We start from the raw sequence: 14552 nt of genomic DNA on the forward strand, positions 1-14552 counted from the left end.
CGAGCGAGCTCTATCGCAGGTCTCCCAGCCCCAGTTCCCGGAGCGCCTTGTCGAGCACAGCCCACACTTCTGCCGTCCCTGCTGATCGCTCTTCGCGTGCGAGGGCAAGGAGCTGCCGTCGTAAGTGGAGTTCGTCGTCGCCAAGTCCTTGGTTATAAGCGGGGGCCAACAGATACGAATGGTTGTCCGTCGCGCAGGTGGCCATCATGTCCAAGAATATTTCGAGCTCCCTTCCAGCTGTTACGAGCGCGGTGTGAACGTCGGCCGGGCCGGCGTCGGACGCCGGCGCGCCGGCCATAGGGAGGATGTCCAGTTTCCCTGCCCAGACCAGCTTTTGCAGTGGTTCATGAAAGAGCGAGAGCACCGTGCCCATCTGGTGGTTCTTGGAGGCGTCGATAGGAAGTGCGCGCCGGACGTCGTGGACGATCTCATGGAAATGGTCGTCGGCGAGCCCGAAGCCGACAAACAGCAAATGATGGGTCAGCAAGTGCGCCTTGACCAGCGCGGATAGCGCATCGCGGTTGCTGTTGTAGCCGAGGTAGTCGTCTCGGGTCAGCACGATGCTCTCCGGCTCGCTCACGGACCCGTGAAGTTTCAGTAGCCAGTTGTTGCCGACTGCGGGAATGTTCTCAGGTATGACGGTCCGCGGACGCTGGGCGTCGCTGCAAGCCATTTCGAAAAGCCGATCGTAGTTCAAGGTGATCGCCCCGGGGGAGGGCAGCGTGGCAAGCAGAGCGGGCGCCAGCCCGTACCTCGGCAGATCGACTGCTTCCGCCACCGCCTGTCCGAAGGCCGCAGTGGACCCGTGCTGGTCGGCATAGAGTTGCTCGAGCACCCCGGCCTGGTCAAGCAGGCCGAGCCCCTGAAACGCCTCCGCCTCTGCTTCCTTCAAGTGGATACCGGCCCGCAGCGTGTCGAGAAGCTGGCCCCAGCTTGGCGCACCGGCGCTGACGCTGACGCCGGCGCCTAGGAACGGCACGAGGTGTCCGGCTCCTGCAATTTGGCCAAGCGACTTCGCTTTCTCCTGGAGGTGGCCATCGAGGGATGGCCAGGACGAGGGAGCGGTCGCCTCCCGCCGGAGCTTCTGGGCCAGTGAGAACGCGGACCTGTCCCGCAGCACTAGCACGAGGTCGACGCCGAATCGGGCCGCAAGTTCGGTGGCAGAATCCAGGATTGCGCGCAGGGCGGCGCCAAGGTGACCCCCGGCGCCGCCGCCGGCGGTCCCAAAGAAGGGCAAGGCAAGAAGCCGGTGAGGCCGGTGATCGGACCGAGCAGGTAGCGCCGTAAGGGCGCTGCGAACAAATGCTTCAAGGCGTTCGGCGACGGCGGTGGCGCCCCACCTGCCGTCGTCCGGGACTGCGGTCATGATCGGTAACGGTTCCGCCGGGTCCCAAGGACGGATTGGCTCGGCCAGCACCGTTCCGTTACGGAACTCTGCCGAGGCTGACGCCAACGCCATTGTCCGCAGATTTGGATGGGCCATAAGCCAATGTTGCTCGACGGTGACCCTGGAGTCGGTGGGGAGCAGCCACGCGTCACATTGGAGGTTGAGGATATCAGCCATGGCTACGAAAACGTGCGGTTGAGTCATTGAATCTGTTTATCAGATGCGGGGACGCGGTTGCCGAAAGCCAATCAGTGGGGATCTACGGCCGGTCAGTACAGGCATGACAATGATTCGGTCGTGGGTCCATCACGTGGTGATCGAAAACGCGTAGGAAAGCCAAAGAACTGGGTCCGGAACATGATGGTCGAGTTGTCGGCAATCAGATGTAGCTATCTACAGCGCAATAACGTCCAGCAGTTGCTGGCGAATCTCGATCGCCGACCTTCCGAGGTCAACCGTGACTACCGCGAACCGATGGCCGCTCGAGTCGAAACTCTCCCGGATTGATTGGCCAACAGAGGGATACAGCAGGATGCCTTCCGCAGACAGTGAGAGAGGATCGTTTGCGGCTTCTTGAGACCGGACATAAGTGTAAATCTGATAGAGATGGCCGCTCTTGAAGGTCTCTCCACCGAACTGGCCCTTAGCTAGTGCAGAAGTGAATTTTGTGTCGATGATGATACGCCGCTTGGCCGTGGAGTTTTCCAGCAGAATATCCGTCTGCATTTTAGGAATGAACGCGGCGGCGCCTGGGGTTGCATGCGCGGAGTTCCAGGAAATGAACTGTCCCGCCTTGGTCTGCCAACCGGATGTAACCGCCGTGGCCCGGTAAAAGCCTCCCACCGCCCGTTCGAACAGGCGCCGGAACTCATGGTCAGTGAGGCTTGATCGTCGAAGCCTTCCGGTTCCTTCGTCGCTTGGCAGTATGAGTTGCAGGGCCAGGCGAGCCGCGAGCAGGACCGCCCTGTCCTGCACATCGTTGCGTGAGAACCGAACGGTCGTGTCGCGGACAGCCGATCGTGTATCGGTGCCCCTGACGCCAAGATCAGACAACCGCCTAGCATCGGCTCGGCACCGATGGCTCAGCGATTTAGAGACGACCAAGGGAGCCAAAAACGTCAAAGCGGCCTGAACCAGCCGATTTCTGGGAGTGTCGACGGTCAATTCCTCGTAGCGGCACGCCACTTGCCCCCGGCTCAGCAGCTGATGAGACTCTGTTCGCACGACGTCAATTCGGCCGCGGACTCGCCGGAGGTCGCTTTCAGTAGGAGCAAATCCCGGTGTTAGCGGCTTCTTCAGGCGGTCCGTTACGCTCGCGACAAGTATCTCACCTAGTAGGTCTGGTAGTCGCTCCGGATACTCTTCAATGCCGCTTAGCGAGGGGCTTCCAGTTTTATAGAAATCGGATGCATACAGCAAAAGCAGCCAGAGGTTTCTGACTGGAATACGGGTTTTTCCGGAAACGACCACGAAAGCATCCGGACCCACTTTTAATTCAGTCCCTCGACGAGCTTTGACACTTCTGCCTCCGCTGACGAGGGATCTTCAAACCAATATTCCTTGAGTGTCGGAGCAATTTCTGTCGTTACTACGGCTCGGAACCAGCTCACGTACGAATCGACACGCTCCTCTGCCGGTGGCGTCACGAAGCTGTGGCCGAGCATAAACTCTGCTCCCAGCGTCGAGTCGTCCTGGATGGATGCGTTTAGAGCGTCAAAGCGGCGGCGGACGGTCTCGAGGTGGGCTACGTCGACGTTGTGTTTGGCTTTCATCCACTGCAACCAGCTCTCGTTCAAGGCAGGCGCGAGCGAAACGAACCCGAATCGCCGGCGGAACGCCAAGTCCATGATGGCAAGGGAACGATCTGCGAGATTCATCGTGCCAATGATGTAGAGATTGCTTGGGACATGGACCGTCTCGTCGGATGCACGCGGATAAGCAAGATGGAGAGCTTCCCGGGGAGAGCGCTTCCCAGCCTCGATGAGTGTAAGGAGCTCACCGAAAACCTGGACGGGGTTTCCGCGGTTGATTTCTTCTATGAGAACGACGTGAGGCACCTCGGGAGCTGCGTTTGCGCGCTCAACCATCTCAAGGAAAGGCCCGTTCACCAAGGTTAACTTGCCGTCAGAGCCGGGACGCCACCCTCGTACGAAGTCTTCGTATGACATGTTCGGATGGAACTGCACGGCGCGGATAGCCGACTTCAGGTCTTTACTGCCGATCAATGCGTATGCCAGTCGTCGCGCCAGCCAGGTTTTGCCCGTGCCGGGAGGGCCCTGGAGGATGATGTTCTTTTTTGACCGCCAACGCCCCAGGATGTCCGTTAGCTCGGATTCCGACACGAAGCAACCGTCGAGGACAATGTCGGCGACCGAATATGGCTTTATTGGGGACGCTGGTGCCAACTCCACTGGATCACCGTCCGCCTCGTCACTCGAATCGGTCCGCCCGGCCGGGTCGAGGAATGCCGTCCACGAAAGCTCAGGGAAGGAATGCACCGGATATTCAGGATCATCGAACTTGGCTACCAGAGTGTCCAATATGTCCAGGTATCGGCTGCCGTCCGCCTGGAACAGGTTCCCGTCCAGCATTAGAGCGGTCTTGAGGTAACGTCGCGACTGACCGTCGAGCGGCAAGAAGTTCCAAGGGCTGATCCAGAACATGCCCATACTCAGTTTTCCGCCGACACCACGAATACTGCGGGCACGGTCATAAGCTTCGGCAAACCTGATTCGCGCCTGATCCTCTGAGGAGCTGGCCAGGTGAAGCGCTGCTTCAAAAGCGTCCCACAGTGCATCGATGTCGCCGGGCGCCCTTTCAGGCTTGTAGGAAAAGAACCACGAGTTCTGGTTGTTCAGCAGGGGTACTGCATCGAAAGCAGTAGGCGGGGGCGTCGACACGCCCAAGGCCTTGGCCCAGTCTCCGGCCAAAGCCGTACGTTTCGTATGGGTAATTCCGCGATTGAAGGACCCGAGTACAGTAAACGGGCAGATATCGTCAAGCGGCATGGAAACGCCGTTCTCATCCTTGTCCGTCAGATAGTTAAGATTCTCGTGACGCGTCTGTAGGTTCTGGAGAGCTGCCAGGAGCTCGCCCCGACGATCCTTGTACGAAAGCAACGCAGTGGCCAACTCTTCATAAAACGGCGTCCACTGGAAGTCCTCTTCGGGACTCGGGTCCTCATCGCCAAACCGTTTGGACCAGGCCGCATCGTTGCGGAACCTGCTGATGTCCTGCTGCTCATTGTCAAAGGCGAAGCGGATCAGCGCTTCGCTCATCCAGCTCCCGGGAGCCACCTTCCAGATGGTTGCCCGTCCCGTGTAGAAGTACCATTCGCGGGGCTGCTCCAGCGGGTTCCAGTCGACGTCGACTCTGCGGCCATCGCCGTGGTTACGTGTGACACGTCCTGTTGCCTTGATGGCCATGGTTGAGACGAGGTGGCCGCGAGTGTCGAAAGGGACGCCGTGCTTCCGCACGTAGCTCGCCTTTATCGCGATGCGGTCACCGGGCCGCATGGATTTTACGAGGTCGAGGTGACGGTCCTCAAAGCCGTTCTCCCAGACTCCTTCGGCCAAGAACCGGGCGGTTTGGTCCTGGGGGTCCCGATCCGAGAAAAACGCTCCGACGAACCAGTTTTGCTTCGGGGTATTTACCTCTTCTGACAACATGCCTCGGAAACTCCTGTGTTCATGTAACGGCCCGATCCGGCCAAGGATCATTAGACCACCACCCAGGGCAATCTTGAGTGCATGACGCCTGAATGATCTTTCGCAGTGATTGCGGTTTTGCACGCTAACCTGGCGCAGTGACTAATTCCATTGGGGGAGGGGCGGCGCAGCAGCTGCCCGCAGGTTTATACGAACTACTGAATACGGACCTGCTTGGCCAGCGATTGGGCCGCAATGCAGAACTTGAGCCCATGTTTGCGGACGTAGAAGACGATGACGTCCCTGATATCCTCTCCCGTCATGTCGCCGACGCCGTTCGCGACGCTCTCGCTGCCGCGCAGCCCGCAGGCAGAGTTGCCCTGGCCAACCGGTTGCTCGAAACGTTGCAGCAAAAGGACCGCATAGCGGACGGCCCAACAGTGCTTCACTCGCTGCACCGCCCGGATACGCTCAAGCGCCGCCAGCTCCGTCGCCCCACAACAAGACTCAGCGACTCCGCGCTCCTGACCAACAGCAACGAGGACCCCAACCTGGCCGCAGAACTGCGCGCAGAAATCGAGTCAGCGGACACGGTTGACCTCCTCTGCGCCTTTGTTCGCTGGACCGGCATCAGACTCCTCGAGCCGGCCCTCGAGCAGCTCAGGGACCGGGGCGTGAAACTTCGCGTCATCACCACCACTTACATGGGCGCTACGGAACGCCGGGCCATCGACGAACTTATCAACCGGTACGGGGCCGAGGTCAAGATCAGCTACGAAACCCACTCCACCCGGCTCCACGCGAAGGCATGGCTGTTTCGCCGCAACTCGGGCTTCCACACCGCCTACGTGGGCAGTTCGAACCTCAGCAGCGCGGCCCTCCTCGACGGACTGGAATGGAACGTCCGGCTCAGCTCGGTAGCCACGCCCGCGCTCCTGCAGAAATTCGAGGTCACGTTCGACAGCTACTGGGAGCAGCGGACCTTCCAGCCTTACGACCCGCAAACGGACGGGGACAAGCTGGACGCGGCCCTGGCCCGCAACGGTGGAAGGGCCACCGGCGCACCGGAGATAGACACGGGGCTGGAAGTCCAGCCCTTCCTCCACCAAAGTGAAATGCTCGAAGATCTCGAGGCGGAACGAGACAAGGGCCACCATAGCAACTTGCTCGTCGCAGCCACAGGCACAGGCAAGACCGTCATCGCGGCCCTGGACTACAAGCGGCTCAACGAAGCCGCCGGCCGGGACCTCAAACTGCTGTTCGTCGCCCACCGGCAGGAAATCCTAAAGCAATCGCTTCAGACCTACCGCCGAGTTCTTCAGAAGGGATCTTTCGGGGAGTTGTTCGTCGGGGAACACAAGCCAAAAGATTGGAAGCACGTCTTCGCCAGTGTCCAGTCTCTAGCCTCCCTCAGACTGGACAAGATCGCGCCGGACGACTTCGACGTCGTTGTCATCGACGAGTTCCACCACGCCGAAGCACCCACCTACCGCAGGATCATCGACCACCTGCGCCCCCAGGAGCTCCTCGGCCTGACCGCCACGCCCGAACGCGGTGACGGCGTCGACGTCGCCAAGCAGTTCTTCGACGGCCGCCGGGCCAGCGAGCTGCGCCTCTGGGACGCGCTGGACGCGGACCTCCTGGTGCCGTTCCACTACTTCGGCGTCTCCGACGACGTCGACCTCAGCCGCCTGGAGTGGAAGCGCGGCAGCTACGACGTCGCTCAGCTGGACGCCCTCTACACCGGCAATGAGGCGCGCGCCGGCAAGGTGATCCGCGAGCTCCGCGACAAGGTCACCAGCACCACGGACATGCGGGCCATCGGCTTCTGCGTCTCGGTGCCGCATGCGCTCTACATGGCAGAGGTCTTCAACCGTGCTGGCATCCCGTCCATCGCCGTCTCCGGGAAGACCGACGACGGCGAACGCGCCCTCGCGCTGCAGCAGCTGCGGGACAGGACCATCAACTGCATCTTCGCTGTCGATCTCTTCAACGAGGGCCTTGACCTGCCTGAAGTGGACACCATCCTGCTGCTCCGGCCTACTCAGAGCGCTACAGTGTTCCTGCAGCAGCTGGGCCGGGGTTTGCGGCGGGCGGAGGACAAGTCCGTGCTGACGGTACTGGACTTCATTGGCCAGCAGCGCCGCGAGTTCCGCTTTGACCTTCGCTACCGCGCCCTCACAGGATACGGGCCCAAGGAGTTGGAAAAGGCTGTGAAGGACGAGTTCCCGTTCTTGCCGTCCGGCTCCCAGCTTGTTTTGGACCGGGTGGCGCAGAAGGTGGTGCTAGACAACATGAAGGCACAGCTGCAATTCAACCGTCAGGACCTGGTTAAGGATGTAGCTTCGTATGCCGAGACGGAGTTGGCGGCCTATCTGGAGCGGTCAGGAAACGACGTGAAGTCAATTTACCGTTCTATCGGAGACTCCTGGACTGACTGCCTTCGTCGGGCCGGAGTGATTGAAGGGTTGTCACCGTTGGAGACCGTGCTGCGCGGGAAGGTCATGCAGCTGTCGAACGCGGACGAGGAGAATCTGCTGCGCCGCATGGCCGCGCTGATTCATGTCGACGATCCTGAACGTGCCGCCGCCTATTCAATGCTGGTTGCTCCCGAGGCGCCCCCCTACGCAGAGCTTGGACCCCGCGAGCAGACCTTCGCCCGGATGCTTTTTTTCACCCTGTGGCCAGACGGTGGTGGATTCAAGACTTACGACGACGGCCTGGACCATCTGCGCGGCTACCGGTTTGTGTGCGGCGAGATTCGCCAGCTGGTGGAATTCGGAGTGGCAAGGTCAAGGCATGCGGCGAAGCGGCTGGGTGCCGGGCTACAGCATATTCCGCTGCTGACTCACGCCACCTACCGGCGGGAGGAGATCTTGGCCGCCCTGCAGTACGGCTCACTGGAGCTGGGCAAGAACGTTCAGCACCGTGAGGGCGTTGCCTGGTGCCCGGCGACGGCCACGGATGCCTTTTTCGTAACCCTCAACAAGGACGCCAAGAATCACTCCGCCACAACTATGTACAAGGACTATGCAATCAGCCCGGAGCTGTTCCATTGGGAGTCCCAGAATGCTACCTCGCCTAGCAGCCCGACCGGCCGACGCTACCTGGACCGGTTGAAGCACGAGTCTCACATCCTGCTATTCACCCGGGACACAGCCAAAGACGAGACGGGAGTGACCGCGCCTTTCACGTGCCTTGGTCCAGTCGACTACGTCCAGCACGCGGGGGCGAAGCCTATTGGCATTACCTGGAGGTTGCATCGATCAATGCCGACGGACGTATTCGCTACGGCGGCGGCGGTGGCTCAGTGAATCCGATTGCCCGGGAATGCCCTATGTGTGAAAAGCCCTGGGCACCTTGAGTGACGATGCCAGGATCCCTGATCACTCGAGTCCTCGAGGCCGATATTGTTCCTCATCCGGACGTTCGTTCTCCGCTATCGAGGCACAAATGAATCCGGTAATCATTGAACCTGAACCAGACAGGCCTATACGGATGGGCCGTTGCCCATCCTGTGGGCAGGAGAAACAACTACTCTCTGGGTCAACGCTTCTGCCAGCACACAGATGGAAGACGGGGCCAATATGTTCCGGTGGAGGCGGGGAGGCAGAGCGGGTTCGTATACGAAGGCCGTTCAGACCGAATTTTGGCTTACCCGAACTCGGCTCAACAAGTGTCCGAGCAACACCCTCCTCACCTCCAGGAACTGGGAAACGCCGTTAATATCTCGATCTGTCGTCGTTGGCCTGCACCTTGGTACTCGATCACACCGGCGGTCGCGCTGGCGACACGCGTCGTGAAGGCCCTGCAACAAATGCATGACCCCTACTGGTGTCGTAGGTCGGTCAATGTTTCGATCTTCAACTTCCTTGGGGGAAAGATGGCGCATTCGGCCCGCGCAGGCGACTCAAAATGGCAGTGTCCTGCTTGCAACAGAATCTTGGCGGCCAGGCCTCTGGCTGGAAGGGTTACGAAGCACGCAAACGGCCAAGGAGATTTGTGTAGCGGCGTGGGTAAGGCGGCAGTAAACCTCTCGGCAACAGCGGCACCAAAAGTGGGTCAGGGGGCTCGAGGAGGAATCAGAGCCCGTAAGAAAAGCCCGAAGCCCTCACCCCGGCCGACGCTGAAAATAAAGCCATCAGAACGATCCGTCCCCGGAAACAGGGAACGCCCCGACATGCTTCCGAGTAAGAAGGCCCAGGGCTCCTTTAGCCTCCCTAAAACCGCATAAAGGACGAAGAGCACTGGACGTTGATTCAAGGCAATGCTCGGCAGGACATTGAAACCGATGCCGGCTGGCGCAGAGTGAGGCTCGGCGCTTCACAAGGCACAGGGAAACGCCGCTGATCCGTCGTAGCATTATGGGCACAGCATTCAGCGCCTCATCTGCGATCGCTCGGCCATACATTCATGGGCGCCAAGCTGTTGCAGCGACAAGTTGAGTGTTAGCTACCCTGCCAGCTCCGTGAGTAGGAGAGCCGTAGCAGGCACAATCTGTATAGGCGGTCATTCAGGTCGCATCGCTGACAGCACCATATTGAAGGACAGTGGGAGTGATCATGGCGAAGTACACGGTTCAGCAGCAGCAAGTGGACACGCTTCTTGGGTGGGTCCGCAGCGGGCAGGTGGCGATTCCCGAGATGCAACGGCCCTTCGTATGGAATTCCACCAAGGTTCGTGACCTCATGGACTCGCTGTATAACGGCTTTCCTATTGGTTACTTGATCACGTGGCAAAGCCTGGACGTTGGATTGAAGGACGGAAGTAAATCAAACTTCAAGCAGATCCTCATCGATGGACAGCAGCGCATTACGGCCATGACGGCAGCGCTGGTCGGGGAGCCAGTTGTTGATAAGACATACGCAAGAAAGCGAATCAAGATTGCTTTTAACCCGGTGACCGAGGAATTCGCCACCCTGACCCCGGTGCTTGCCAAAAGTCCAGAATGGATTCCCGACGTGGCGGAGTTTATTAGTGCTCCGTCTGTCCTCGGCCTCATGAAGACTTACATTGCCGCTAACCCCGGGGCGGATGAATTAGCGGTCGAACAGGCTTTCGGTAGGCTCGGGGCGATTAAGACAGCGCAAGTGGGCATTATCACTCTGGCGGACGACCTGGACATCACCACGGTGACAGAGATCTTCATCCGCATCAATTCTAAGGGCGTTCCGCTGAGCAGCGCGGACTTTGCCATGAGCAAGATCGCGAGCCACGGCGAGTTCGGGTCTAACCTTAGGAAACTCATCGATTACTTCTGTCACCTGGCGGTGTCCCCTCATGTATACGACGACATCGCGCAGAACGATACTGCTTTCGCTTCCTCCGGGTACATGAAGAAAATTGCCTGGCTCAGGCGGGATGCTTCCGACCTCTACGATCCCACTTACACCGACGTCATCCGTGTAGCCGGAATCAAGGAGTTCAAGCGAGGTAAAGTGGCCGCCTTGGTTAGCCTTTTGTCTGGGCGTGACTTTGAGACGAGAACTTTTGACGAGCAACTTGCTGTGGAGTCATTTACCCGGCTCGAAAAAGTTCTGCTTGAAATCGCTAACGAGTACAACTTCCAGCAGTTCATCATGACTATTAAGTCTGCCGGTTTCATTTCTCCTGGCATGATCAGTTCTAAGAACGCATTGAACTTTGCTTACGCCTTGTACCTGCACTTGCGTAGCGAGGGACGGCTCACAGAGGGCGACATTAAACGCGTCGTTCGGAAGTGGTTCGTTATGTCCCTTATCACCAGCCGGTACACGGGTTCCTTCGAGACTGCCTTCGAAGCAGATATACGCAGGATTTCAGAGTACGGAGCCAGCGAGTTCCTTGCCAACATCGAGCGGTCTTCTATGAGCGAGAACTTTTGGGATGTAGCGGTGCCTATGTCGATGGAGTCTTCCAGCATCCGCAGCCCCTTCTTTCAAACGTACCTTGCTGCACAGGTGCACTCCAGTGCGCGGGGATTCCTCTCCAAGAACATCACCGTGGCCAACATGCTGGAGGAGTCCGGGGATATTCATCACCTCGTCCCGAAGAATTACCTACAAAAGAACGGTATTCGTGACCGCAGCGACTATAACCAAATCGCAAATTATGCGTTGACAGAGACGCCCATCAATATCGGCATAAAGGATTCTGCACCCGCGGACTACATGGAAAGGGTGAAACAGCAGATCGATGACGGTGAACTACGGCTTGGCGAAATCACCGAACGTTACGAGCTGAAGGAGAACTTGGCAGCGAACGCTGTTCCGGAATCCATTTTTGACACCACAGCGGAGACTTACGGACAGTTCTTGATAGAACGCCGCCTGATGATGTCGCACTACATTCGGGATTACTACCGCAGCCTCTGACCAAAGCACTGGGGCTGACCTCATCTCGGCATGGTTGCTCTCACGCTCTCTGCCGATTGCAGGCTGGTGTCCGCCGGCTTGTTGGTGCGCTAGAACGGCTCAGCGTAATTCACATCGTCCGCGATGCAGGTCCATCGAGAACGTAAAAGCCGCCGCTCCCGTGCACAATTGACAGGTATATATGCATCTCAGGGGGCGCGCGTGACCACGGACTACCATGCCAAATATTGGGCGAACCTGCTCAAGGCACAAACATCCACCACCAGCGACGTCATGGCTGCCGTGTCGTCGGCGCGGGTGGACCTCAACCCCCACCAGGTGGAGGCGGCGTCCTTTGTTCTTCGCTCGCCTCTGAGCAACGGCGTTGTCCTGGCCGATGAAGTGGGCCTCGGCAAGACCATCGAGGCCGGACTGGTGCTGCTGCAGCTGTGGGCCCGACGCAAGCGGCGCTTGCTGATCGTTGCTCCCGCAACCCTCCGCCGACAGTGGGCATCGGAACTGTCCGAAAAGTTCGGACTTCCCGCCCGTGTCCTTGACGCTGACTCCTACGGGGGCAAAGGGAATCCGTTCGACGACGACAGGTCGGTTCTGATCTGCTCATACCACTTTGCGGCTCGTCATCAGGGTGATGTCCAGATGGTCGCCTGGGACCGCATCGTTTTTGATGAGGCACACCAGCTGAGGAACGTCTGGAAGTCCCAGAACCAGCGGGCCAAGGCGCTCGCAAGGGCAACCCGCCATGCTCCAAAGCTGCTACTAACGGCCACGCCTCTGCAGAACTCGCTGATGGAACTCTACGGTCTCGTCCAGATCATCGATGAACACGTCTTCGGTGGCCAGAAAACATTCCGCAGCGCCTACTCCAGTGCTGCCACGGACGCGCGCACCATGCTGGAGTTGAAGGCGCGTCTGCAGCCGCTGGTCAAAAGAACTTTGCGTCGCCAGGTACGGGAGTATGTGAAGTTCACCAGCCGTATCCCCATCACCCAGGACTTCACTCCCAGCGACGACGAGCAAGCGCTCTATGACCTGGTGTCTGAGTATTTGCAGCAGGATGACTCCTATGCGCTGCCCAAGGCGCAGCGCACTCTGATGACACTGATTCTGCGCAAGATTCTGGCGTCCTCGTCGGTGGCAATCGCAGCCACTCTGGAGAATATGGCAGCCAAGCTGGAGGGCCAGGTGCGCCGCCTTTCCGGGGAAAAGTCCGACGGCGGGACTCGCCACTCCGAGGCGGAGGACCTGGCTGAGGAGCTGGAAATCGATGAGGATTACGATGGCGAGCTGGAGGAATCCCGCGGGGTCGAGTTTGTCGATTCAGAGTTTGCGGGGGACGTCGCCGGCAGGCGGTCGGAAGCATCCCAGCTGCGGCAGTTTGCCGACCTGGCGCATTCGATCCAGCTCGATGCGAAGGCGAAGTCGTTGATCGAGATCCTGCCCAAGGCCCTTGCCATGGCCCAGGAACGGGGAGCCCAGGAGAAGGCGGTCATTTTCACAGAGTCGCGCCGGACTCAGCATCATCTGGTGGAGCTCCTCGAAGCAACCGGCTACGCGGGCAAAGTGATCACCATCAACGGGCAGAACACCGAGGCGCAGGTCCAGGCGGTTTACAGCAAGTGGCGGGCTAAGCGGCTGGAAGCCGGGCTGGCCGTGGCCAACCGGGTATCGGACACAAAGTCTGCGATCGTGGACGCTTTTCGGGACGATTACCCGATCCTGGTGGCGACTGAAGCGGCGGCAGAAGGCCTTAACCTCCAGTTCTGTTCCCTTGTGGTCAACTTCGATCTGCCGTGGAATCCCCAGCGCATCGAGCAGCGTATTGGACGTTGCCACCGCTACGGCCAGAAACACGATGTAGTCGTGGTGAACTTCCTGAACACGTCCAACGAGGCGGATAAGCGCGTCTTCGAACTCCTGGATGAAAAATTCAAGCTGTTCAGCGGGGTCTTCGGCGCCAGTGACGAGGTGTTGGGGGCGCTGGCATCGGGTTTCGACCTCGAGAAGCGGATCGGTGCCGTTTACCAGACCTGCCGCACGGCGCAGGAAATCGAGGAGCAGTTCGACAAGCTTCGCAGCGAACTTGAGACCGAGATTGAATCCAAGATGGATTCCACGAAGGCCACGCTGTTGGAGGACTTTGACGACGAGGTCATCGAGCGACTGGACGTACAGCTTGGCGAGAGCAAACGATCGCTCGGACTCCAGCAGGCGGCGCTCTGGTTTCTGACGCAGCACGAATTGCAGCAGGCAGCCGGAGCAGCTGCGGTGTTCGACCGGGACCAATTGCTGTTTGAACTGGATGGCGACGAACACCCAGGGCGCTATGTCATGGATTGGGCAAGAGCCGATGAGCTCAGGGCCACCTTCTACCATCACTTGTCACCGCTCGCGGAGTTGCTGAGCGCAAGGGCGGCGGCCCGGCAGCTGCCCGAGTCCGAGGTGGTCTTCGACTATTCGTCCCACGGCAGCACTGTGGGTGCCCTGGAGCAGCTTCGAGGAAAGTCAGGGCTCATGGCGGCCCAACTAGTTACCGCCGAATCGGCGGACAGCGTGCTCGAGCTGATCCTCACTGGTGTGACCGATGGTGGCGACGTGCTCGACGGCGAGCAGCTGGCCCGGATGTTCAGCCTGCAGGCCGCCGAGCTTGGCAGGGCTTTGGCGCCCGGAGAGGTCCGCTCCGTCCTGGCCAAACACATCAATGGCGACGTCAAAGCTTTCGAAATGGCGCAGCGTGAACGGCTGGACGTGTTGCTCTCCGAGGAATCGGAAAAGCTGGACCGCTGGGCGGATGATCTCCGGCAGGGGCTGGAACTTGAGCTGAAAGAGATCGAGAAGACGCTTAAGGAAGCCGGCCGCGAAGCCCGCCAGTCGGCCGGGATGGGTATCCAGGAGAAGCTTCTTGCCCAGCGGAAAAAGCAGGAGTTGGAGCGTAAGCGGAACCAGAAGCGCAGGGAACTTTACGAGGAGCAGGACAGGATCGACGCCCGCAGGGATGAATTACTGTCCGAGGTAGAGGCTAAGCTCGCCGCCAAGGTGATGGTGGAAGATTTGTTCGCCATCCGCTGGACGTTGGCCTAAAAATCGCTGTCGAGGCTGGACACTACTGATCGATGGTCTGTCGGTGATGACCAGATCGATTAGTTCCTGGGATCGATCCTGTAGAAG

The 14552-nt window shown here is 59.4% G+C and carries 6 protein-coding genes; 3 read left to right on the plus strand and 3 right to left on the minus strand.

What is annotated here, in order from left to right:
• Positions 1 to 10: 10 nt before the first annotated feature.
• The 3 genes from FBY36_RS14205 to FBY36_RS14215 all read right to left on the minus strand — a co-directional run bounded on the left by FBY36_RS14205 (position 11) and on the right by FBY36_RS14215 (position 5055).
• A complete protein-coding gene (locus tag FBY36_RS14205) occupies positions 11 to 1591 on the minus strand; it encodes an SIR2 family protein (protein WP_142120372.1) in 1581 nt (526 codons plus the stop codon).
• Between the two features lie 189 nt (positions 1592 to 1780).
• On the minus strand, positions 1781 to 2857 hold the full coding sequence (locus FBY36_RS14210; protein WP_160141894.1) for a 5-methylcytosine restriction system specificity protein McrC: 1077 nt from the start codon (positions 2855 to 2857) through the stop codon (positions 1781 to 1783).
• A 20-nt stretch (positions 2858 to 2877) separates the two neighbouring features.
• The gene (locus FBY36_RS14215; RefSeq protein WP_200830501.1) at positions 2878 to 5055 is read right to left on the minus strand and encodes an McrB family protein; all 2178 of its coding nucleotides are present in this window, start codon (positions 5053 to 5055) and stop codon (positions 2878 to 2880) included.
• 173 nt (positions 5056 to 5228) lie between these two features.
• On the opposite strand from FBY36_RS14215, the gene FBY36_RS14220 reads away from it, so the two are divergent.
• The 3 genes from FBY36_RS14220 (at position 5229) to FBY36_RS14230 (ending at position 14465) form a co-directional block, all read left to right on the plus strand.
• A complete protein-coding gene (locus FBY36_RS14220; RefSeq protein ID WP_268815574.1) occupies positions 5229 to 8348 on the plus strand; it encodes a DUF3427 domain-containing protein in 3120 nt (1039 codons plus the stop codon).
• Between the two features lie 1248 nt (positions 8349 to 9596).
• Positions 9597 to 11387 carry a GmrSD restriction endonuclease domain-containing protein gene (locus tag FBY36_RS14225; RefSeq protein WP_142120378.1) on the plus strand — a complete coding sequence of 597 codons (1791 nt, stop codon included), beginning with the start codon at positions 9597 to 9599 and terminating at the stop codon, positions 11385 to 11387.
• A gap of 123 nt (positions 11388 to 11510) precedes the next feature.
• Positions 11511 to 14465, plus strand: coding sequence for an SNF2-related protein (locus FBY36_RS14230; protein WP_200830502.1), 2955 nt, complete (start codon positions 11511 to 11513; stop codon positions 14463 to 14465).
• Positions 14466 to 14552: the final 87 nt, after the last annotated feature.

The organism is Arthrobacter sp. SLBN-122 (genome assembly GCF_006715165.1).
Classification (GTDB): Bacteria; Actinomycetota; Actinomycetes; order Actinomycetales; family Micrococcaceae; genus Arthrobacter.

What these genes read in the sequence shown, in the direction of transcription:
- FBY36_RS14205 (WP_142120372.1), bottom strand. Translation starts at nt 1,591, where the DNA reads ATGACTCAACCGCACGTTTTCGTAGCCATGGCTGATATCCTCAACCTC.
- FBY36_RS14215 (WP_200830501.1), bottom strand. Translation starts at nt 5,055, where the DNA reads ATGTTGTCAGAAGAGGTAAATACCCCGAAGCAAAACTGGTTCGTCGGA.
- FBY36_RS14225 (WP_142120378.1), top strand. Translation starts at nt 9,597, where the DNA reads ATGGCGAAGTACACGGTTCAGCAGCAGCAAGTGGACACGCTTCTTGGG.
- FBY36_RS14230 (WP_200830502.1), top strand. Translation starts at nt 11,511, where the DNA reads ATGCAGGTCCATCGAGAACGTAAAAGCCGCCGCTCCCGTGCACAATTG.